This window comes from Actinoplanes sp. NPDC051405 (assembly GCF_055586185.1).
Genome location: NZ_JBVJIR010000033.1, coordinates 18,911 through 40,246 on the forward strand (window position 1 = coordinate 18,911; position 21,336 = coordinate 40,246).

The 21,336-nt window shown below is 71.9% G+C and carries 17 protein-coding genes; 10 read left to right on the plus strand and 7 right to left on the minus strand.

The window, feature by feature from the left end:
- Positions 1–39: 39 nt before the first annotated feature.
- Positions 40–420 carry a hypothetical protein gene (locus ACZ6S4_RS42795; protein ID WP_465480370.1) on the plus strand — a complete coding sequence of 127 codons (381 nt, stop codon included), beginning with the start codon at positions 40–42 and terminating at the stop codon, positions 418–420.
- A 12-nt stretch (positions 421–432) separates the two neighbouring features.
- On the opposite strand, the gene mycP is transcribed toward ACZ6S4_RS42795, so the two are convergent.
- Both mycP and eccCa read right to left on the minus strand, forming a co-directional pair.
- Positions 433–1,725, minus strand: a complete 1,293-nt coding sequence (gene mycP, locus ACZ6S4_RS42800; RefSeq protein WP_465480371.1) for a type VII secretion-associated serine protease mycosin — start codon at positions 1,723–1,725, stop codon at positions 433–435.
- Positions 1,726–1,935: 210 nt separating this feature from the next.
- Positions 1,936–5,913 (minus strand): type VII secretion protein EccCa, encoded by a 3,978-nt coding sequence (gene eccCa / locus ACZ6S4_RS42805; protein ID WP_465480372.1) that lies wholly within the window; start codon positions 5,911–5,913, stop codon positions 1,936–1,938.
- A 260-nt stretch (positions 5,914–6,173) separates the two neighbouring features.
- Here eccCa and eccD point away from each other — a divergent pair, with 260 nt between their 5' ends.
- A complete protein-coding gene (eccD, locus tag ACZ6S4_RS42810; RefSeq protein WP_465480373.1) occupies positions 6,174–7,610 on the plus strand; it encodes a type VII secretion integral membrane protein EccD in 1,437 nt (478 codons plus the stop codon).
- Positions 7,611–7,666: 56 nt separating this feature from the next.
- Here eccD and ACZ6S4_RS42815 read toward each other — a convergent pair whose 3' ends face one another.
- On the minus strand, positions 7,667–8,170 hold the full coding sequence (locus ACZ6S4_RS42815; protein WP_023562899.1) for an inorganic diphosphatase: 504 nt from the start codon (positions 8,168–8,170) through the stop codon (positions 7,667–7,669).
- A 516-nt stretch (positions 8,171–8,686) separates the two neighbouring features.
- On the opposite strand from ACZ6S4_RS42815, the gene dacB reads away from it, so the two are divergent.
- From dacB to ACZ6S4_RS42850, 7 genes are all read left to right on the plus strand, one after another.
- Entirely contained in the window at positions 8,687–10,120 is a 1,434-nt protein-coding gene (dacB, locus tag ACZ6S4_RS42820) for a D-alanyl-D-alanine carboxypeptidase/D-alanyl-D-alanine endopeptidase (protein WP_465480374.1), read from the plus strand.
- Between the two features lie 49 nt (positions 10,121–10,169).
- Positions 10,170–11,228, plus strand: coding sequence for a zinc-dependent metalloprotease (locus ACZ6S4_RS42825; RefSeq protein WP_465480375.1), 1,059 nt, complete (start codon positions 10,170–10,172; stop codon positions 11,226–11,228).
- Positions 11,229–11,389: 161 nt separating this feature from the next.
- Positions 11,390–12,313, plus strand: a complete 924-nt coding sequence (gene tilS, locus ACZ6S4_RS42830; protein WP_465480393.1) for a tRNA lysidine(34) synthetase TilS — start codon at positions 11,390–11,392, stop codon at positions 12,311–12,313.
- A gap of 127 nt (positions 12,314–12,440) precedes the next feature.
- Complete coding sequence (gene hpt / locus ACZ6S4_RS42835; RefSeq protein WP_360827483.1) at positions 12,441–13,016, plus strand: hypoxanthine phosphoribosyltransferase; 576 nt, start codon at positions 12,441–12,443, stop codon at positions 13,014–13,016.
- A 382-nt stretch (positions 13,017–13,398) separates the two neighbouring features.
- Complete coding sequence (ftsH, locus tag ACZ6S4_RS42840) at positions 13,399–15,432, plus strand: ATP-dependent zinc metalloprotease FtsH (RefSeq protein WP_465480376.1); 2,034 nt, start codon at positions 13,399–13,401, stop codon at positions 15,430–15,432.
- Positions 15,429–16,100, plus strand: coding sequence for a GTP cyclohydrolase I FolE (folE, locus tag ACZ6S4_RS42845; protein WP_465480394.1), 672 nt, complete (start codon positions 15,429–15,431; stop codon positions 16,098–16,100). The genes ftsH and folE overlap by 4 nt, the downstream gene beginning before the upstream one ends.
- Positions 16,101–16,128: 28 nt before the next feature.
- The gene (locus ACZ6S4_RS42850; RefSeq protein WP_465480377.1) at positions 16,129–16,530 is read left to right on the plus strand and encodes a RidA family protein; all 402 of its coding nucleotides are present in this window, start codon (positions 16,129–16,131) and stop codon (positions 16,528–16,530) included.
- A 3-nt stretch (positions 16,531–16,533) separates the two neighbouring features.
- Here ACZ6S4_RS42850 and ACZ6S4_RS42855 read toward each other — a convergent pair whose 3' ends face one another.
- The 3 genes from ACZ6S4_RS42855 to ACZ6S4_RS42865 are packed head-to-tail and all read right to left on the minus strand — an operon-like array spanning position 16,534 to position 20,057.
- Positions 16,534–16,794, minus strand: coding sequence for a hypothetical protein (locus ACZ6S4_RS42855; protein WP_212987844.1), 261 nt, complete (start codon positions 16,792–16,794; stop codon positions 16,534–16,536).
- Between the two features lie 12 nt (positions 16,795–16,806).
- Entirely contained in the window at positions 16,807–17,475 is a 669-nt protein-coding gene (locus tag ACZ6S4_RS42860) for a hypothetical protein (RefSeq protein ID WP_465480378.1), read from the minus strand.
- The gene (locus ACZ6S4_RS42865) at positions 17,472–20,057 is read right to left on the minus strand and encodes an FtsK/SpoIIIE domain-containing protein (protein ID WP_465480379.1); all 2,586 of its coding nucleotides are present in this window, start codon (positions 20,055–20,057) and stop codon (positions 17,472–17,474) included. The genes ACZ6S4_RS42860 and ACZ6S4_RS42865 overlap by 4 nt, the downstream gene beginning before the upstream one ends.
- Before the next feature lie 174 nt (positions 20,058–20,231).
- Between ACZ6S4_RS42865 and ACZ6S4_RS42870 the strand changes: the two genes are divergently transcribed.
- The gene (locus ACZ6S4_RS42870) at positions 20,232–20,744 is read left to right on the plus strand and encodes a hypothetical protein (protein WP_465480380.1); all 513 of its coding nucleotides are present in this window, start codon (positions 20,232–20,234) and stop codon (positions 20,742–20,744) included.
- Positions 20,745–20,747: 3 nt separating this feature from the next.
- On the opposite strand, the gene ACZ6S4_RS42875 is transcribed toward ACZ6S4_RS42870, so the two are convergent.
- Positions 20,748–21,335, minus strand: a complete 588-nt coding sequence (locus tag ACZ6S4_RS42875) for a hypothetical protein (protein ID WP_465480395.1) — start codon at positions 21,333–21,335, stop codon at positions 20,748–20,750.
- Between the last annotated feature and the right edge of the window lies 1 nt (position 21,336).

Genomic DNA, 21,336 nt, shown 5'->3' on the forward strand with positions numbered 1-21,336 from the left:
CCGTTACTCTAGTACTGGAGTAAAAGTAGGGTGTGCGGCATGTCGACGCCGCACTCCGCCGAGGTTCTGGCGGCCCTACGCGATTTTGTGGCCCGCCTCGACGGGCTGGATCCGGCGGCGCCGCTGGTCGGTGAGCTGGTGGTCGGGCTCGGGGACGAGACGGAGCGGCTGCCGCTGCGGGTGCCGGTGGCCCGGGCGTTGACCGAGGCGCTGCGCGGCTACCACGACCAGCGGGATCGGGGGAGCTGTGCGCACTGTGCGACCGGCCGGCTCGACGACGACTTCGTCTGCCGCGACTGCGGGATCGTGAACGGGCTCTTCGGGCAGACGATCGCCGCGTTCGCCGCCTCGGCGCCCCAGGACCCGGAGCCGCGCGGGATCGGGCCCGCGGGACGCCCCGACGGCACGCTGGGCGACTGAAACCGCGGTTGGTCAGACGACGCGGGCGAAGCGGCGGAACGTGAGGATCGCCGCCACCACCGACACCATGAACAGCAGGCCCGCCACTCCCCAGCCGCGCGGGGAGGTCGAAGGCTGGGCATCCCCCGCCCGGGCCGCCGTGCCGTGAGCGCCCGGGACGCGAGCGCCCACCACCGCGTTGTTCGGCGCCGACTGGGCCTGGCCCGAGGCCGGGGCGTTGCCGAAGCCGGCGATGCCCGGTGAGGCCGTCGTGTCCAGCGGGTTGCGCAGCACCGCCGGGACCTCGGCGGTCAGTGCGCCCGTCGGGTCGACCAGGCCGTAGCCGTACTGCCCGTCGCGGCCGGTCGGGCCGCGGTCCTTGGCCGTCTTGATGATGCGGTTGACGACCTCGGCCGCCGACATCGTGGGCCAGCGGGAGCGGACCAGCGCCGCGGTGCCGGAGACCATCGGGGCCGCGAAGCTGGTGCCCTGCACCCGCCAGTAGCCGCCCGGGCGGGCCCCGACCAGCTGGGTCGCCGGGGCGGTCACCACCGTCTCCTTGCCCGTGATCGAACCCGACCACAGCACGTCGCCGGCCTTCTCCATGCCCGCGACCGCGATCACGCCGGGCTCGCGGGCCGGATACCAGACGCCGGACGAGGTCGACGCGTTCGCGTTGCCCGTGCAGGCCACCACGACCACGTCCTTGGCGAAGGCGTAGTCGAGGGCGGCCGCCAGGGCCGGGCTGCTGCCGTTGCCGCCGAGGGACAGATTGATGACGCGGGCGCCGTGGTCGACGGCCCAGCGCACGCCCTTGGCGACGATTAGCGCGTCGTCGTAGCGGTTCTCGCGGTCCAGGACACGGACCGGAAGGATCTTGGCTTTGGGGGCGATGCCGACCACGCCCGCCTCGTCGTCGCCGCGGCCGGCGATGAGGGCGGAGACCGTGGTGCCGTGCCCGACCAGGTCGGTGTCGCCGTCGCCGCCGGAGTCGACCAGGTCGAGGCCGGGCAGCACCTGGCCCTGGAGGTCCTTGTGGCCGGAGTCGACGCCGGAGTCGATCACGGCGACCGTGACGCCGGCGCCGGACGCGTACGTCCAGGCGCCCGCCACGTTCAGCGTCTTGAGATGCCACTGCTCGGCTCGGACCGAGTCACCGAGCCAGGGCTCCGGCTCGGTGAGCGGGCCGTTGAGCGTGCTGGGGGCCGTGGCGGTGGGCTCGATCTCGGCCTTGGCGGCGAACGCGGGCCCGCCGCTGAGGCCGATGCACAGGCCCGCGACGCTGGTGGCGGCGGCGAGCCGGACGGGCAGGTGCCGGGCGTTCACCAACGGGCACCGCCGCAGGCCCGACGGCGTACGGCATCGTCGCGCCTCGATCGGCGGGACGCACGCGGTGCTTCGCTCACAGCGCTCACTGGCGGCATGACCATTCTGATGATGGACGGTCGATGCTGGGAGATTACTCCGAATCGGCGCGTTGTCGCTGGGGTCTGTCGATGCGGATCGCACCACAGGTGTGACGGCGCAGGTCGAGGCCTAGTACGGCGGCAGATGAGACAGCTGGATCAACCGCACTCCCTCACGCCGTGTCATCAGTCGACCACGCCCTGGTGGCATCAGGGTCGGCCGGATCGGTCCGATGAGCGCGCCCTCGTCGCTCGGCCCGGACATCACCAGTCCCGGCGACGACAGCTCGCGCAGCCGCTGGATAACCGGGTCGTACATCGCCCGGCTGGCGCCACCGGCCCGCCGCGTGACGATCAGGTGCAGGCCGACGTCGCGGGCCTGCGGGAGGTACTCCACGATCGGCTGCAACGGGTTGGTCGGGCCGGACGCGACCAGGTCGTAGTCGTCGACCAGCACGAACAGCTCCGGGCCGGTCCACCACGACCGCTCGCGCAACTGCTGGGCGGTGACGTCCGGGCCGGGCAGCCGGCGTTCCATGTAACCCGCCACGGACTCCATCAGCTCCAGCGTCTTCGCGGCCTGGATGCCGTAGCCGATCCGGTGGTCGGACTCGGGCAGGTCCATCAGGCTGCGCCGGTAGTCGACCAGGATCAGCCGGGCCTCCTCGGGCCGGAACCGGCGCATCACGGTGGTGGCGAGCGCCCGCAGGAACGACGACTTGCCGCACTCGGCGTCGCCGAAGAGCAGGAAGTGCGGGTCACCGGCGAAGTCGATCTCGACGGGCTGGAGATCCGACTCGGCGATGCCGATCGGCAGGCGCAGGCCGGCGGAACGGGCCACGTCGATGTCCGCGTACGGCAATGACGGCGGCAGCAGCCGCACCCGCGGCGCCACCGGCCCGGTCCAGTTGGTCGCGATCATCTTGACCAGCTCGGCCGTCTCGCCGGCCCCGCTCAGCTCGGGCCGCACGGTCAGCAGGTGCAGGCTCTTGTTCTTGTCCGTGGGGTGCTCGACGAGGCCACGGCCGGCCTTCTCCGGCACGTTGACCGCCGCGCGCCGGTTCACCATCGAGTCGGTCGGGTCGCCGAGGCGCAGCTCGACCCGGGAGCCGAACAGGTCGCGGATCGCCGGCCGGAAGTCCATCCAGCGCGGTGCACTCGCGACCACGTGGATGCCGTACGAGAGGCCGCGGGTGGCGATGTCGGTGATGACGCCCTCGAGCTCGTCGTAGTCCTTGCGCAGCGTGGTCCAGCCGTCGACCACCAGGAACACGTCGCCGAAGGGGTCGGTGTCGGCGCCGTTGTTGAGCCCGGCCTGGGCCGCGCGGCGCCGCCGGTACGAGGACATGGAGTCGATGCCCAGCTCACCGAAGCGGGCCTCGCGCTCGGCGAGCAGGGTGGAGACCTCGCCGACCGTACGCCGTACGCCGACCGAGTCCAGCCGCCCGTAGACGCCGCCGACGTGCGGCAGGTCCTTGAGCGTGCCGAGCGAACCGCCACCGAAGTCGAGGCAGTAGACCTGCACCTCGGCCGGGGTGTGGGTCAACGCGAGCCCGCAGATCAGCGAGCGCAGCGCGGTGGACTTGCCGGACTGGGCGCCGCCGACGACAGCCACGTGCCCGGCGCTGCCGCTGAGCTGCAACCACATGACGTCGCGCAGCTGCTCGCGCGGCTTGTCGATCAGCGCGATCGGCACCTGCAGGGCGCCGTGCAGCTCGGGGTTGGCGAAGGCCAGGCCGCGCACCGGGTCGACGGTCACCGGGCCGAGCAGCTCGTCCAGGGCGGCCGACTGGTTCAGCGGCGGCAGCCATACCTGGTGGGCCGGCGGACCCTGACCGTTGAGGCGGGCCACCATGACGTCGAGCAGGCTCTCGCCGGCCGGCGTCTCCTCGGGCACGGGCTTGGTCGGCTTGACCGGCTTCGGCGCGGGCACGTAGTGCGTCGAGTAGGACAGCACCTGCGGCGCCGAGCCGTCGCGGGTCGCGCCGGGACCGCCGCCGCCGGCTTTGCGGAACGCCCCGGACACGTACGCGGCCTTGAACCGCACCAGCGGCTCGGTGCCGAACTTGAGGTAACCGTGGCCGGGCGAGCGCGGCAGCTCGTACGCGTCCGGCACGCCGAGCACGGCCCGCGACTCCAGCGCCGAGAAGGTCCGCAGACCGATCCGGTACGACAAATGGGTGTCGAGGCCGCGCAGCCGGCCCTCTTCGAGCCGCTGGCTGGCCAGCAGCAGGTGCACGCCGAGCGAGCGGCCCAGCCGTCCGATCTGGACGAAAAGGTCAATGAAGTCCGGCTTGGCGGAGAGCAGCTCGGAGAACTCGTCACAGATGACCAGCAGCGACGGCAGCGGTGACAGCGCCGCCCCGCCGGCCCGGGCCTTCTCGTAGTCGCGCAGGCTGGCGAAGTTGCCGGCCTTGCGCAGCAGCTCCTGGCGCCGCAGCAGCTCGCCGTCGATGGCGTCCACCATGCGGTCGACCAGCGGCAGCTCGTCGGCCAGGTTGGTGATCACGGCGGCGGTGTGCGGCAGCCGGTCCAGCGAGGAGAAGGTCGCGCCGCCCTTGAAGTCGACCAGCACGAAGTTCAGCGTCTCGGAGGAGTGGGTGGCGGCCAGCGCGAGCACCAGCGTGCGCAGCAGCTCCGACTTGCCCGAGCCGGTGGCCCCGATGAGCAGGCCGTGCGGGCCCATGCCGTCCTGCGCGGACTCCTTGAGGTCCAGCTCGATGGCGCCGCCGTCCGCGCCGAGGCCGATCGGCACCCGCAGCTTGTCCCGGTTGGGCCGGGGCAGCCAGGCCTGGGCGACGCTGAACGAGTCCGGGTCGCCCAGGTTGAGCAGCTCGGCCAGGCCCATCTCGGTGGCCATCGGGGTGTCGGCGGAACGCGACATCGCGGCCAGGCGCAACGGTGCCAGCCGGCGGGCGACGGCCTCGGCCTCCTCCTCGCTGAGCCGGTCCGGCGTGCCGACATCCGCGGCGTGATCCATCGCGTACGTGTGCAGTTCGTGCTTGCCGCTGCCCGGCTTGACCTCCAGCACCAGCAGTGAGCGGTCCAGCAGCCGGGGTGGTACGTCGTCGAGGTCCAGCACCGTGACGCCGTCGATGCCGTCGTCGAGCTGGGTCGCGCCCTTGAGGTCGGCGCCGTCGAGCACGATCACCACGTGCGGGCCGTTGCCGCTGCTGCCGGCCGGGTTGAACCGGGGCCGGTTGCCGATCACGTCCTCGAGCAGCTTCTCCAGGTCGGGACCGGCGCTGGCGACGAGCCGGACCTGGCCGAGCCGGTCGGTGCGCGACGGGTGCAGGTTGTGCGGCAGCCACTTGACCCATTCCCACATCGCACGGCGCTCGGGGCCGGCGCAGACGGCGATGATCAGATCGTCCGGGGCGTGGAAGACCGCGAGCTGGGCCAGCACGGCCCGGGTCAGGGCGCGCGCGTCGGCCTCGCCGGTGGGACCCTGCCCGCGCATGAAGACCCGGGCGAAGCCCCGCAGCGAGACCGCCACCGGCAGGTCCGGGACCACCGAGTACGCGTCCAGGAACCGGCGCAGGGCGCCGGCGGTCATCGGCTCGAGATCCTCCAGCGGCCGGGTGACCGGCGGGATCAGCGGCGTGGCCAGGGTCTGCGGGCCGACGGCGAGCCGCACGACCCCGAAGTCCGGGTCGGCCGAGCGGCGCTCCCAGACCCGGTGGCTCTCGGCGGTCGACCAGAGCTGCTGCGGGTCGGGGTGGCGGTAGAACAGGCCGATGCGCTGCTTGCTGGCGGTGTCGCGCACGCGCCGGCGCAGGCCGGACAGATGCCGCAGATACTCCCGGCGGGCGGCCATCATCTCGGCCTTCTTGGGCCCGCCGCTGCCGCCGAAGGACGTGGCCAGCATGGCCAGCGACGAGACGCCGAACAGGCCGCCGACCACATAGGAGAACGCGCCACCGCCACCGCGGCCCATCATCATGGCCATCGCGACCGAGCCGCCGAGCATCGGCAGCACCATCATCGCCTGGGTCCAGCGGCCGCCGACCGCCTGCGGGATCTCGGGCGGTGGATCGACGGCGAGCTCGCCGGTCGGGATCTCCGGCGCCGGCCGCCGGGCAGCCCGCTTGATCACCACCGTGCTCATACCGAGAGTGTCCCTTTCATCCGCAACCACCCGCCTTGCGCACATCATCCACTTTGGCGGGTGGTGGCTGTGCCCCGTCCGCATGACCAGCGACCGGTCACCGCGCAGGGCTCATGGTAGGTAAAGTCCCCTCAGTTCCGCAGCCTCCTCACCATCGATGGGAATAACGGCATGACCGCCTGCACCGAGCGCCGCCCGCAGATCGTGGGCGACGGCCGCGACCGCGAGGGCCGGAAGCGCATGCGAGAGGTGGCGCTGTCATGAGCGTGGGCTTGGCCCGAGTCACGATCAGCGCGCCGCAGCGCCGGGTCGACGTGGCGCTGCCCGAGCACGTACCGCTGGCCGAGCTGCTGCCCGAGGTCCTCCGGCACGCCGGCGAGGGCCTGGCCGACGACGGTGAGAAGCACGGCGGCTGGCTGCTGCGCCGCACCGACGGCGTCGCGCTGGCGACCGCCCAGGGCCTGTTCCCGCAGGGTGTGCGCGACGGCGAGGTGCTGCACCTGGTGCCGGCCCGGGACAACTGGCCCGAGCTGGAGTACGACGACGTCGTCGAGGCGATCGCCGAGGGCGCCCGGCGCCGCGGCACGATCTGGTCGCCGGCCTCGACCCGCACGGCCACTCTGGCCGGCTGCGCGGTGCTGCTGGCCGTCGGCCTGCTCGCGGTGCTCGCGGCCGGACCCGCCTGGGGCGGCGCGGCCTTCTTCGGGCTCGGCGTCGGCCTGCTGCTCGCGCTGGCCGGCATCACGGCCTCCCGGGCGTACGGGGACGCGCGCGCCGGGGCGGTCCTCGGTGGCTGCGCGCTGCCGTACGCGTTCATCGGCGGCGCCGTGCTGATCGCCTCCGGTGACCCGGTCGGCGTCTTCGCGCTGCTGCCCTGGATCGGCGGGCCCGAGCTGCTGACCGGCTCGGTGGCGTTGCTGCTGGTCGCCGCCCTGGGTGCGGTCGGCGTGGCCGCATCCCTGCGAATCTTCACCGCCGGCATCATGATCGGCCTGTTCGGGGCCTTGACCGCCCTCGTCGCCCTGCTCACCTCGGCCGCCGGCGCCGCGGCGATCCTGCTCTCCGCGCTGGTCTGCGGCATCGGCGCGCTGCCGCTGCTGGCCATCCGCCTGGGCAAGATGCCCACGCCGCCGGTGACCTTGCCCACCGGCAGCGAGGCGGAGCAGAGCTTCACCGGCGCCCCGGCCCGCAGCTCAGCGATGGACGCGGCGCGGGAACGGCCGGACCGGGCCCGGGTCTTCGCCGCGGTCAGCCGCACCGAGGAACTGCTCACCGGCCTGCTGATCGGGCACGCCCTGCTCTGCGTGGGCGCCTTCGTGGTGCTGGCGTCCGCCGGCGGCCTGTCCGCGCAGATCCTGACCGGTCTCGCCGTGGCGGCATTGCTGCTGCGCTGCCGGCTGTTCGTCACCCTGCGCCAGCGGCTGCCACTGATCTCCGCCGGATTGTTCGGCCTCTTCACCCTGGGCGTGGACCTGCTCTGGGGTGCGGGCGAGGCGATGCTGCTCGGCCTGGGCGTCACGGTCCTGCTGGTCGCGCTGGCCACGGTCGGCGCCGGTGCGACCTGGACCCGCCGGCCCCCGTCGCCGTACCTGGGACGGGCCGCCGACCTGCTGGACACCCTCGCGGTGGTGGCGGTCATCCCGGTGGCGTGCGCGGTCATCGGCCTCTACGGCATGGCCAGCAACCTCAGCATCTGACCCGGGCGACGAAAAAACGCGGCGGTCGAGCGACCAGGCCGCCGCGTCCTGTCAGATCAGTGACCCTCGTCGTGGTGCTCGGCGGCCTCCGCGCGCTTGAACGACGCCCGGATCTCCTCCTCGGCCTCGACGCGGCCGGTCCAGGTCGCGCCCTCGACCGACTTGCCGGGCTCGAGGTCCTTGTAGACCGTGAAGAAGTGCTGGATCTCCATCCGGTCGAACTCGCCGAGGTGGTGGATGTCGCGCAGGTGCTCCTGGCGGGGGTCCTCGTAGGGCACGCAGAGCACCTTGTCGTCGCGGCCCTTCTCGTCGGTCATCCGGTACATGCCGATCGCCCGGGCCCGCACGAGGCAGCCGGGAAAGGTCGGCTCCTGGATCAGCACCAGGGCGTCCAGCGGGTCGCCGTCCTGCCCCAGAGTGCCTTCGATGAACCCGTAGTCAGCCGGATACTGCGTCGCGGTGAAGAGCGTCCGGTCCAGTCGGATCCGGCCGGTCTTGTGGTCGACCTCGTACTTGTTCCGCTGGCCCTTGGGGATCTCAACCAAGACGTCGAAATCCATCGTTCGCTCCCTTGTTAGCCCCGCAGTCGGACCCGGCAGGGCGTGGCGACGGAGCGGGAGCAGGAATCGGCCCCGAGGATCCGCGCGCACCGGTGTGCCGGATGTTTGTAGTCTCCCCTAAGTCTGACGCCACGTACGGAGGAGGGGCTCGTGGGGAGGCAAGATTCACAGAACACTCCTGAGTACGACGGCGTGTCAGGACCGGAAAACGGTCATTCGCCGGTAGGGCGGGCCAGTGTGCCGCCGGCCGCAGCGCCGGTGACACCGCCGGCGCCACGTCCCGCCGGGACGACCTACGGCCGCGCCTCGGTGCCGCTGAACATCGCTCATCCGCAGCCCCAGGCTGCTCAGGGGGCCCCTGCGCCCCAGCCGGCCCCGGTGACCCCACCCTTGGCGCAACCCCCGGCCGACCCGCCGGGTCAGCCCGGAAGTCCGGCACCAGGCCCGGCCGTTCCCCCAGCCGGGGTACCGGCAGCGGCGGAGCCGGGTACGGGTAAGTCGCGGCGTACCGTCGTCTTGTCGGTTCTTGCAGCCCTCGTGCTGGTCGTGGTCGCCGCGGCCGGAGTGCTGGTGGTCCGGCCCGGTCCGGTGGACGGCTGGCTGTCCGCGGACCCCGCCTCGACCCCCTCGGCGGCCCCCACTCCCGACCCGACGCCGACGCCCGTGCTGGCCGCGGCGGACACCTCGGGCAGCGCGCCGACCGCCGCCGGGGTCCGCGCGGCGATCGCTTCGCTGCTCAAGGCGGGGCCGCTCGGCCCGCAGGTCAACGTGTCGATCGCCGACGTCGCGACCGGGGAGTCCCTGTTCGAGCAGAACGCGGACACGATGACCACGCCGGCCTCCACCACCAAGCTGCTCACCGCGGCCGCCGTGCTGGCGGCCCGGGGACCGGCCCACCGGCTCGCCACCCGCGCGGTGGCCGGCGCCCAGCCGGGCGAGGTCGTGCTGATCGGCGGCGGCGACCCCACCATGTCGGTGGGGGCGAAGGGCCAGTTCCCCGGCGCGGCCCGGCTGGACAAGCTCGCCGCCCAGGTCAAGACGGCGCTGGGTGGGCAGGCCCCGACCAAGGTCACCATCGACACCTCGCTGTACGAGGGGCCGCTCACCGCGCTCGGCTGGGACGGCGACGTCATCGGCGGCGGGCAGGTGGCCAAGATCCAGCCGCTGATGACCAACGCCGGCCGGATCGAGCCGGTGCACAACGAGTTCGGCGGCGACCCCCGCTTCTCGGACCCGGCGCTGGCCGCTGGCCGCGCCTTCGCCAAGCAGCTCGGCCTCGCGCCGGGCAAGGTGGGCAAGGGCAAAGCGCCCGCCGCCGTCGAGTCGGGCACACCTTCGGCCGCGCCGTCCGCCGCGGCCGGTGCGGCCCCGGCGCCCGGCGCGGAGCTGGGCAAAGTCGAATCGCCGCCGCTGGTGCACGTGGTCGACTGGATGCTGGAGCAGAGCGACAACGTGATCGCCGAAGCGCTGGCCCGCCAGGTCGCGCTGGCCGCGGGCCAGGCGCCGTCCTTCGAAGGGGCGGCCGAGGCGATGGTGGCCAAGCTGGGCGAGCTGGGCCTGCCGGCCGACGAGGCCGCGCTGTCCGACGCGAGCGGCCTGTCCCGGCGCAACAGGATCAGCCCGAACCTGCTGACCGAGACGCTGAAGCTGGCCGCCAGTGGCAAGAATCCCGAGCTCAGCGCCATGTTCGGCGGGCTGCCGGTGGCCGGCTGGTCCGGCACGCTGCGGACCCGTTTCGTGACGCCGGCGCCCAACCGGGTGGGCCAGGGCCTGGTCCGGGCCAAGACCGGCACGCTGACCGGGGTCAACACGATCTCCGGCCAGCTGGTCACCGCGGACGGCCGGCTGCTGGTCTTCGCGATCATGGCCGACCGCACCGGCGAGTCGGTCGCCGCCCGGCAGGCGCTCGACAGGATCGCGGCCAAGCTGGTCACCTGCGGCTGCACCTAGGGGATTTCTCAGGGCAGGCGGCTGGTCGGACGCGGGTACGGTGGACGGCATGGCGCAGTTCGTTGACTGGGATCTGGCCGCCGCCACCGCGGGCGCGCTGTCGAAATCCGGACCCGCGGTGTCCTACGAGGAAGCCACGCAGGTGGTGGCGCAGCTGCGCGATCTGACCGAGGAGGCCGCGGGGCACGTCGCGGCCTACACCGGGCTGACGGCCCAGGTCGAGGCCCCGCCGGTGCGGGTCGTCGACCGCAAGGACTGGGCGGCGGTCAACATCGCCGGCCTCAAGCAGGTGATCATCCCGCTGGTCACCCGGCTCTCCGGCGACAAACAGCCCGGTGCGGTCGCCGACGCGATCGGCTCCCGGGTCACCGGCGTGCAGGCCGGCACCGTGCTGGCCTACCTCTCCGGCCGGGTCCTCGGCCAGTACGAGGTCTTCTCCGCCGAGCCGGGCCAGCTGCTGCTCAACGCCCCGAACATCGTCGAGGTGGAGCGCAAGATCGGCGCCGACCCGCGCGACTTCCGGCTCTGGGTGTGCCTGCACGAGGTCACCCACCGCACGCAGTTCACGGCCGTGCCGTGGATGCGCGGCTACTTCCTCGGCGAGGTCCAGGCGTTCGTGGACGCCTCGCAGAACGGCGAGCACATCCTCGAACGGATGCGCCGCGGAGTGGCCACCCTCTCCGACGCCCTGCGCGACCCGGACAGCCGCTCCTCGGTCATCGACCTGGTGCAGACCCCCGCGCAGAAGGCGGTCCTGGACCGGCTGACCGCGCTGATGACGCTGCTGGAGGGCCACGCCGAGTTCGTCATGGACGGGGTCGGGCCCGAGGTCATCCCCTCGGTCGAGTCCATCCGGGCCAAGTTCAACCAGCGCCGCGAGAGCGGCAACCCGCTGGAGAAGGCGATCCGCCGGCTGCTCGGCATCGAGGTCAAGATGCGGCAGTACGCGGAGGGCCACAAGTTCGTGCACGGCGTGGTCGAACGGGTCGGGATGGCCGGCTTCAACAAGATCTTCGACTCGCCGCTGACCCTGCCCCGGCTGGACGAACTGGGCGACCCGGACGCCTGGGTGGCCCGGGTGCACGGGCCGGTCGGGCTGGCTTCCTAGCGGTACCGGCCGTGGCCAGGATCGCGGCGTCGGTCGCGGCCGTCCGCAACGCGGTCCGCGGGGCACTGCGCTCCGGCGCGGGGTCCGGCGCGGTCGCAGCTGGCGGCGCGGGACCGCGCGAGGTCTCGGAAACGTCGGCTGGGACGGCCTCCGGGACCGGCGTGGCGTCGCAGCCGGGTTCTAGGCAGCTTGTTCTTGTCGCGTGTTCCGGTGGGGCCGACTCGCTCGCTCTCGCTGCCGCGACGGCCTTCGTGGCGCCCCGGCTCGGCCTGCGTGCCGGGCTGGTGACCGTTGACCACGGATTGCAGGAAGGCTCCGCGGCCCGGGCCGCCGCCGTCGCCGACTGGGCGCGGTCGGCCGGGCTGGCCCCGGTGGAGATCGCCACGGTCGACGTGGCCGGCCGCTCCGGCGGACCCGAGGCCGCCGCCCGCGAGGCCCGCTACCAGGCACTTTCTGCCGTCGCGGCTCGAACTGGCGCCGCGACGGTGCTGCTCGGGCACACCCGCGACGACCAGGCCGAGACCGTGCTGCTCGCGCTGGCCCGGGGTGCGGGGCCGCGGGGACTGTCCGGGATGCCGTACCGGAAAGGCGTCTTCGTCCGGCCGCTGCTGGACGTCACCCGGGCCGACACCCGCAAGGCCTGTGCCGCTCTCGGCCTCGCGGCCTGGGAGGACCCGCACAACACGGACCCCGCGTACACCCGGTCCCGGGTCCGGGCCGACGCCCTGCCGGCGCTGATCGCGGCGCTGGGCCCCGCGGTGGTCGCCAACCTGGCGCGGACCGCCTCGCTGGTCGCCACCGACGTCGGATACCTCGACGGGGTCGCCGCGGAGGCCCTCGACGCGTGCCGGTCGGGCGCCGGTCTCTCGGTGGGCGCCCTGGCCGCGTTGCCCGCGGCCATCCGGAGCCGGGTGCTGCACGCCTGGGCCCGCGAGCTGGGTGCGCCGGGCGCCGCGCTCTCGCACCGGCACGTTCTCGCGCTGGACGCGTTGGTGACCGACTGGCACGGCCAGGGCCCCGCGTCGCTGCCCGGGGGGATCGTCGTGGGTCGCCGAGCGGGTGACCTGGTGCCCGCCGCCTTGTGACAGTTGTCACTGTCCGTGCTCCCGGTCCGGACGCCGGGGCCTGATTCGCCCCATAACCAGCGCTTGGACGGGCACGGACCGCTGCCCCCGGCCACGACCGGCCACGTTGATGCGGCACGCTAGGCGCATGGCAGACGGCTCATGGTACGACGCCGACATCGACCGCGTGATCATCTCCGAGGAGCAGATCCGCGAGAAGACCGAAGAGCTGGCCAAGCAGGTCGCCGCGGACTACGCGGAGGCCGAGGGCGGCATTCTGCTGGTCTGCGTGCTCAAGGGCGCGGTCATGTTCATGGCGGATTTCGCGCGTGCGCTGGGCCGGCAGGGCCCCTCCTCCGAGATGGAGTTCATGGCCGTCTCGTCCTACGGCTCCGGCACGACCTCCTCCGGGGTGGTGCGCATCCTCAAGGACCTGGACCGCGACATCACCGGCCGGCACGTGGTCATCGTCGAGGACATCGTCGACTCCGGCCTGACCCTGTCCTGGCTGATGAAGTACCTGCAGTCCCGGCAGCCGGCCAGCGTCGAGGTGGTGGCGTTGTTCCGCAAGCCGGACGCGATCAAGGTGCCGGTGCCGACGAAGTACGTGGGCTTCGACATCCCCAGCGAGTTCGTGGTCGGCTACGGACTGGACTTCTCGGAGCGTTACCGCGAGGTCCCGTACGTCGGAGTGCTCAAGCCAGAGGTGTACGCCCGTAGCTGAACGGTCTCCCAGCCGACTCTCAGGAATCGGCGGCATGGTCCGTAACCGGGCTGTATTGTCCGATTCTGTGCCTGTTTAGCCGGGGCTCCGGCGTGAACAAGGGGTGACCGGAGGGGTCGCGGAGGCCGGGCTGGACCAGTCGCAAGAGGCGGCCACGGTGTACGGTCGAGTGACCGATGGCGCAGTGTCACAAGCGCCGGAGGGGTCGGATCGGTAGCGGTCGCACCGGTGGGGTTTGCCGGAGCGGCTTCAGGTTACCGATGCGGCAGTGTCTCCACCGCGGGGAAAGCCTTCATCGGCGCCCGGTGGCGGAGGCAAGTCAACCCAGGTGACCAGGACGCCGATCAGGAGGGTCCGGGCGCATCAGGCGCCCGACAACAGTATGGAACGTACGCGTTTCTTCCGCCGCCCGGTGGTCTGGATCATTCTGGTGATCATCGGTGCGATTGCGCTGAGCTCATTCTTCACCAGTGGTCCGAGCTACCAGCGAGTTGATACTTCCGTCGTCCTCGAACGACTCAACCAGCCCGGCATCAAGAAGGTCATCCAGGAGGACAAGGAGCAGACGCTCCAGCTCGAACTGGCGACACCGGAGCGGTTCGACGGCAAGTCCACGGACAAGATCGAGACCCAGTATCCGTACGAACTCACGGATGAGATCTGGGCCGACGTCCAGGAGGCCAAGGCCGCCGGCCGGATCACCGGCACGGTCAACGCCACCGTCTCCGGCGACAGCATCCTGCTGAGCCTGCTGGTCAACCTGCTGCCGATCGCCATCCTCGTCATCCTGCTGCTGCTGTTCATGTCGCAGATGCAGGGCGGCGGCTCCCGCGTGCTCAACTTCGGCAAGTCCAAGGCCAAGATGCTGACCAAGGACATGCCCAAGACCACGTTCGCGGACGTGGCCGGGGCCGACGAGGCCGTCGAGGAGCTCCAGGAGATCAAGGACTTCCTGCAGAACCCGGCGAAGTACCAGGCGCTGGGCGCCAAGATCCCCAAGGGCGTGCTGCTCTTCGGCCAGCCGGGCACGGGTAAGACCCTGCTCGCCCGGGCTGTCGCGGGTGAGGCCGGAGTGCCGTTCTACTCGATCTCCGGCTCCGACTTCGTCGAGATGTTCGTGGGTGTCGGCGCGAGCCGCGTCCGCGACCTGTTCGAGCAGGCCAAGACCAACGCCCCGGCGATCGTCTTCGTCGACGAGATCGACGCGGTCGGCCGGCACCGTGGTGCCGGCATGGGCGGCGGTCACGACGAGCGCGAGCAGACGCTCAACCAGCTGCTCGTCGAGATGGACGGCTTCGACACCAAGGGTGGCGTCATCCTCATCGCCGCCACCAACCGGCCGGACATCCTCGACCCGGCGCTGCTGCGCCCGGGCCGCTTCGACCGGCAGATCCCGGTGGACAACCCGGACATGGAGGGTCGCAAGGCCATCCTGCGGGTGCACGCCAAGGGCAAGCCGTTCACGCCGGACGTCGACCTCGACTCGGTGGCCCGCCGCACGCCCGGCTTCTCGGGTGCCGACCTGGCCAACGTGATCAACGAGGCCGCGCTGCTGACCGCCCGTAACGAGAAGCGCGCGATCTCGAACTTCTACCTCGAGGAAGCGATCGACCGGGTCATCGCCGGCCCGGAGCGGCGCTCCCGCGCGATGAGCGACAACGAGAAGAAGATCACCGCCTACCACGAGGGCGGGCACGCGCTGGTGGCGTACGCGTTGCCGCACTCCGCGCCCGTGCACAAGGTGACGATCCTTCCCCGTGGCCGTTCGCTGGGGCACACCCTGGTCCTGCCGACCGAGGACAAGTACACCCAGACCCGCGCCGAGATGATCGACACGCTGGCGTACGCGCTGGGTGGCCGGGCGGCCGAGGAGCTCGTCTTCCACGAGCCCACCACCGGTGCCGGCAACGACATCGAGAAGGCCTCCGGCCTGGCCCGCGCCATGGTGACCCAGTACGGCATGAGCTCCAAGCTCGGCGCTGTCAAGTACGGCACCAGCGGCGACGAGCCGTTCATGGGCCGCAACATGGGCCACGAGAAGGACTACTCGGACGCGGTCGCCGCCGACATCGACTCCGAGGTCCGGGCCCTGATCGAGCTGGCCCACGACGAGGCCTGGGAGATCCTGGTCGAGTACCGCGACGTCCTGGACAACATGGTCCTCGAGCTCATCGAGAAGGAGACCATCACCCAGGAGGACATGAACCGCATCTGCGCCCGGGTGCAGAAGCGGCCGCCGATGGCCCCGTTCAACGGCTTCGGCAAGCGGCTCCCGTCCGAGGCGCCGCCGGTCCTCACCCCCGCCGAGCGGGACAAGCTCAAGGCCCAGGCGGAAGCCGACGGCCAGGTCGCCGTGGGGGGCGTCAACCCGAGTGCGGGCAGCACGCCGAACGGCTCGGTGGAAGGCAACCACTGATCACCGACGGCAGCTCGACGGAGCCCAACGACTCCGACGAGCCTGACTACCTCGCCGCGCGTCTGGTCGACGGCAAGCTCACCGGAACCCCGGTCGAGCAGGCCGTCGACCTGGCCCGCATCGAGAAAGCGGTCCGGGAGATCCTCATCGCCATCGGTGAGGACCCGGACCGCGACGGTCTCCAGCGCACCCCGGCCCGCGTGGCCCGGGCCTATGCGGAGCTCTTCGCCGGTCTGCGGGTCGACCCGGCCAAGGTGCTGACCACGACGTTCGAGGCGAACCACGAGGAGCTCGTGCTCGTCCGCGACATCGAGCTCATGAGTCTCTGCGAGCATCACCTGCTGCCGTTCAAGGGTGTCGCGCACATCGGCTACATCCCCGGCGTCGACGGCCGGATCACCGGCCTGTCCAAGCTGGCCCGGCTGGTCGAGGTCTTCGCCCGCCGCCCCCAGGTGCAGGAACGGCTCACCTCGCAGATCGCCGACCTGCTCATGGAGAAGCTCGCACCCCGGGGCGTCATCGTGGTGCTGGAGTGCGAGCACATGTGCATGGAGATGCGCGGCATCCGCAAGGTCGGCGCCCGCACGGTCACCTCGGCCGTCCGCGGCGCGTTCCAGAGCGACGGCAAGGTCCGCGCCGAAGCGATGGCGCTGATAAACGCGCGCTGATCGCCGGCCGATTCGCGATACTGGCGCGATGCTCGAGAAGTTCAACCCCGCCGGTGTGCACGAACCGCCCGGCTACAGCCACGTCACGATCACGTCGGCTGGCCGCCTCGCCCACCTGGCGGGCCAGTGCCCCCTCGACGTCACGGGCAAGGTTGTCGGCCCGGGCGACTACGCGGTCCAGACCGACCAGGTCATCGCCAACTGCCTGGCCGTGCTCGCCGCGGCCGGTGCGAAGCCGTCCGACGTGGCCCGCTCGGTGATCTATGTGGTGAGCACGGAATCGGCCGTGCTGGCCGGCGTGTGGGACAGGCTGATGGCCTCGGAGCTGGCCCCCGCGTTCACCACGGCGAGCACGCTGCTGGGAGTGGCGGCGCTCGGCTTCGGCGGCCAGCTCGTCGAGATCGACCTCACCGCAGCCCTGCCTGATTGAGCGTCACACGATCATGCGGTAGGCGTCGGCGCTGTCCATCGCCGACCGGGCCAGGGTCTGGGCCTCGTCCAGCCGGGTGCGGGCCTGTTCGAGCTGGGCGATCGCGGTGGCCACCGACGGATGGAACGATCCGATGGCCGTCATCCGCAGCAGGGCCAGCGCATCGTCCAGCTGGTCCGTGACCTGCTGGATGCTCGCCACCGCCCGCTGCGTGCCGTCCACGGACGCCGCCACGTTCGCCTTGACCTCTTCGACGCTGGCCATGTCAGCCCCTCCTCACCGGATGAACGCGAGCAGGCCGACGCCCATGCAGGTCAGCAGCACGGGCGTCAGGCATGCGATCGCGCCGACGATCGGCGTGCGGTCCACCTTCGCGGGGCCGCCGCCGTAGACGAAGCCGATCGTCAGCCAGCCCAGCCCGAACGCCAGCAACGGCATGCTCAGCCCGCACAGCAGCGCGTACGTGGGCAGGGAACCGGACGGAGCGATCAGGTAGAGCACGATCTGGACGATCAGCACGGCGGCGGCGAACGGCCCGTACACCAGCAGGTTGCGGGCCCACGGCCGCCACGGCGCCGCCGGCCCGGCCCCGTTGAGCATGGCGGCGTCGGCCGCGTCCGCGGTGCCGCGCGCCTGCCGCAGCGCCGCCAGGATCGCCTCCGGGCCGGCCGCGACGCTCTGCGCGGCCAGGGCACGTTCGCCGGGCTGTGCGGTCAGCGAGGCCACCGGGACGCCCAGGTCCTGCACCAGCCGGGCGCGCTGCGGCGCCAGCCGGGCCCGGACCGACACCAGTTCCTGCTGCGCGGCCTGCAGGGTGGCGGCCTGCTCGCCGGCCGCCGAACTAGCAGCCCGGCGCACCGCGTCAAGACGCTGCGCAGCGGCCAGATACGCGGCCCACGGCCCGGCGACAGCCTCCGGTGTCACACCCTCGCTGCGGTCGGTCATGCCTGGTCACTCTCGGGCTCGACGAACGGCACGATCGTCACCGTACGGTCGGCGTGCCGGTCGTGCAGCAGCGCCCGGTTCTCCCGCGGCTGCCAGTCCAGCGATTTGCCGACCATCATGCAGACGTCCTGCTGCGGCACGTTCAGGAATACCAGGCCGGCCACGTCCTCCCGGCCCGCACTGCCGCCGGTCTCCTCGCTGAACCGGCGCAGCCCGCGCCACCACGACAGCAGGTGCACGCCGCGCCCCGGCCCCTCGCGCAGCACCCGGCGCAGCGACGGCAGCGTCCCCGGGCTGATCGCGTCCATGCCGAACACCACCCGATAGCCGGGCCGCTCAAGATCCATCTCGGCGGCCAGGCCGGCCGCATCGACCACGACCACCTCCTGGCGGTGGCCGATCTCGACGGCGAGGGCCTTGGCGATCTCGTCGCCCTCGGCGACCAGCGAGGAGATGACAAACCTGGTGGTACGGGGTGAGTGGAACGCCGCGACACTGCGGGCGGCCGCCTCCAGCACCTCGGCACCGTCCGGACGCGAGCCGAACACCGCCAGGTGCCGCCCCGGCGACGAGTCCAGCGGAAACGCCGCGGACGACAGGCCGACGTCGATGACCCGGCCGAGCAGCGCCGCCGGGCGTCCACCACGACCTGCGAGCGCGGCCCGGTAGGTGGGGTCGTCGGCGAGGTGCTGGCGGGCATAACCGGCGAAGATGCGCGGCGGGGCGGCCTCGGGGTCGCGGGCGCCCCACAGCTTGTGCCGCAGGTCGCTGAGCACGGCCCGGTCGGCGTGCGGATCCGGGAAGCGCACGATGCGTTCGTGGCCCCGGGTGGCGCCCCGGGGACCGCCGAGCCCGCCGGCCGTGTTGACCACCGCGGTGCCCAGGGGCAGGCCGGCCGCGGAGTCGTTGGTCGGCTCCAGGACATCGCCGCCGCCCGGGAGCGCGATCCGCACCGGGAACTGACCGAAGATCGAGTCGCGTTTCGCGTACAGGGCCTCCACGCCGAGCACGGTCTGGCTGGCCAGGATGAGGTGGATGCCGTACGAGCGGCCCTTGCGGGCGAGTGACTCGAGCAGCTGGACCGCCTCGCCGGCCATCGGGTCGTTGCCGGCCAGCAGCACCTGGAACTCGTCGATGACGCAGAGGATGCGGGGCATGGGACGGCCGCGGCCCTCCTCGACGGCGACCGCGCGCAGATCGGCGAAGCGGGTCACCCCGGCCCGCTTGTACGCCACCGAACGCCGGGTCATCTCCGCGTCCAGCTCGCGCAGCACGGCCAGGCCGTACTCCCGGTCGGACTCGACGCCGACGGCCCGGGCGTGCGGCAGCCAGGTGCGGTCCCGCTGGGTCGGCACGAACTCGGCGAACGAGACGCCTTCCTTGAAATCGAGCAGGTAGAGACCGAGCTCGTCGGGGCTGTAACGGGTGCCGAGCCCGTACAGGACATTGATCAGCAAGGCCGTCTTGCCGGCGCCGGACCGTCCGCCGACCATCCAGTGTGGAGTCAGATCGTTGAACCACAGGACCAATGGTGTGTCGCCGTCGTGACCGACCGTGGTGCCGATCCCGTCTGCGGCGTCACCGGTCCAGATCTCCTCACCGGGATCGGGCAGCAGATCGGCCAGCGTCACCTGCGAAGCCGCGGCGGAATGCGCGGCCAGCTCCCGGCACACCGCGTCGACCAGGTGCGGCGGCGGATCGTCGTCGAGAAAAACCGGGGCATTCAACCAGAGGGCCTCCGGGATGGACCCGAAGGTCGCCCCGGGCGGGTCGCCGACCACCGCGTACGGGTTACGCAGCGAAACCTGGGTGGTGCGGGGCAGCGGCGCCTGGGTCGTCTCCGCGGTCAACGGCGGCGGCGGCCAGCCGGCCACGATGAGGTGCAGACCGGACTCGGGCCCCTGCTGTGCCAGCGCGGCGATCCGCACGAGATCGGCGCCCTCGGTCAGCTCCGGCAGGCTGGCGATGACCAGCAACATCATCCTGTCCCGCCGGCCCCGGCGAACCGCACCCCCGCGAACGGGCCGCAGCCACTTCTCGGCCTCGGTGAGCACATCCCGCAGCTGCGCGCGGTCGGTGGCGGTCGGGGACAGCAGACCCGCGTCGGCGAGTGCGGCAAAAGGGGAGAAGACGGTACCTCCGCCCGTACCGTCGACGGCGCGGACCAGCAGCGACCCGGCGGGCGCCGTCGCGAGCAGGCGCAGCAGCAGGCAGCGCAGCAGTCCGGCGACCCGCGGGTCGCGGGCGTCGGCGTCGACGGTGAGATGCCCGGTGCCGAGCAGCGGGATGACAGCGGGAAAACGGGCGTCGTCGAGCGGCTGCGCCATCCCGAGCCGCACGAACTGCGGCGGATAGGAACCACCCAACGGCGTGGTCGCCGACTGGGCATCAAGCGGCGCGCCGAGCCAGCCGGGAGCCAGCTCACTCGCGGCGGCCCGCAACTCCTCGGCCAGATGATGCTGCTCGAGCGGGTCGACAGCGGACGGCGCCTGCGACTCCAGCGCCGCGGCGGCCGCCTCAACGGTGGCCTCCGCCTGGCGGTGCAGGGCAGCGGCCTGATCGATGCGCCGCGTCGACTCCACCGCCTCACCTCCGTGTGTGCGCTCAAACCGTACCTTGCAGCGGCCGCAGGACCACGTCGCGCAGCCGATGCGCAATTCTCCCAGTACGGGCGGAGCGCACCACCCGGCGGGCTGCCCACCGCCCGGCGGGCTGCCCACCGCCCGTCCACAGCGGAACGCACTAACCTCATAGGGGTGCAGCCCCCGAACCCGACCCCGCAGCCCGCGGCGCCACCGCCCGCGGCAGGAAAGCCGCGAAACCGGCGACTCCGGCTCATTCTCGCGATGGGAGCGGGGATTTTGGCGCTGCTGTGCCTGGGCGGGGTCGGCGTGTTCATCTCGTTCTACGACGAGGCGACAAAAATCGAACGAAGCAAGCCGGACGCGGTGGTGGACCAGTTCCTCCGCGCGTACCTGGTAAACCGGGACGACAAGGAAGCAGAGCTCTTCACCTGTAAGCAGGGATTGGAGCTCTCGCGGCTCGACGCCTTCCGAACGGACATACAGAGCCGCGAGCAACGCTTCACGATCGGCATCCGGGTCGACTGGACGAGCCTCACGATCTCAGAGCAAGGCGGTAGGACGACGGTCAGCACCGACATCCGCCGGACGATCGCGGACGGCAGCGAGCGCACGACGGACCGTTGGCAGTTCTCGATGGTCGACGACGACGGGTGGCGGGTCTGCAACGCCGCTCCCGTGGTCTGACGCTCACTCCACCCAGAGCAGGTGGACCGGAATCTCGAGCGTGCTCGGCGCCCGCCCGCTCCAGCCCCAGCGATACCAGTCCAGCTCGGTCGTCACGCGCGCGCAGATGTCACCCTCATCGCTGGTGTGCAGCTCAGTGACCGCCCGTAGATCGCGTCGCTCACCGCCGTCCTCCAGCAGTTGCACAACTCGCCGTCCGGTGAGAGCGGCTGCGTCCAGCGCGGCGACCGGATTCCGGCGCGGCGGCTCGTCGAGCGATACGAGCCTGGACACGACGTCGCCAGGCGCGGCGTTGAGGGCCGCCATCCCGAGTTCCTCGACCCAGACCCGCTCGACCGGAACGAGAGGCGCGAAGACCTCCGTCTGCTCCGCCTCGGCGCGGTACCACTCGGCCTCCGGCATCACCGGAACGTAGGTCCGGCTACCCTGCACGACCTTCTCGTCAGCCCGCAGGTCCCCCCGCCAACCGTGACCGGGCAGTCCGATGAGCACCCGGCGGCCACGCATCTGACCGGCCATGATCGCTGCCGTCGGCACCACCGGGCGCGGTGGGTCGGGGGTCCACTCTGAGCCGGTGAACGGGTCTGGCATC

What these genes read in the sequence shown, in the direction of transcription:
- ACZ6S4_RS42795 (WP_465480370.1), top strand. Translation starts at nt 40, where the DNA reads ATGTCGACGCCGCACTCCGCCGAGGTTCTGGCGGCCCTACGCGATTTT.
- eccCa (WP_465480372.1), bottom strand. Translation starts at nt 5,913, where the DNA reads ATGAGCACGGTGGTGATCAAGCGGGCTGCCCGGCGGCCGGCGCCGGAG.
- eccD (WP_465480373.1), top strand. Translation starts at nt 6,174, where the DNA reads ATGAGCGTGGGCTTGGCCCGAGTCACGATCAGCGCGCCGCAGCGCCGG.
- ACZ6S4_RS42815 (WP_023562899.1), bottom strand. Translation starts at nt 8,170, where the DNA reads ATGGATTTCGACGTCTTGGTTGAGATCCCCAAGGGCCAGCGGAACAAG.
- ACZ6S4_RS42825 (WP_465480375.1), top strand. Translation starts at nt 10,170, where the DNA reads ATGGCGCAGTTCGTTGACTGGGATCTGGCCGCCGCCACCGCGGGCGCG.
- hpt (WP_360827483.1), top strand. Translation starts at nt 12,441, where the DNA reads ATGGCAGACGGCTCATGGTACGACGCCGACATCGACCGCGTGATCATC.
- ftsH (WP_465480376.1), top strand. Translation starts at nt 13,399, where the DNA reads ATGGAACGTACGCGTTTCTTCCGCCGCCCGGTGGTCTGGATCATTCTG.
- ACZ6S4_RS42850 (WP_465480377.1), top strand. Translation starts at nt 16,129, where the DNA reads ATGCTCGAGAAGTTCAACCCCGCCGGTGTGCACGAACCGCCCGGCTAC.
- ACZ6S4_RS42855 (WP_212987844.1), bottom strand. Translation starts at nt 16,794, where the DNA reads ATGGCCAGCGTCGAAGAGGTCAAGGCGAACGTGGCGGCGTCCGTGGAC.
- ACZ6S4_RS42860 (WP_465480378.1), bottom strand. Translation starts at nt 17,475, where the DNA reads ATGACCGACCGCAGCGAGGGTGTGACACCGGAGGCTGTCGCCGGGCCG.
- ACZ6S4_RS42875 (WP_465480395.1), bottom strand. Translation starts at nt 21,335, where the DNA reads ATGCCAGACCCGTTCACCGGCTCAGAGTGGACCCCCGACCCACCGCGC.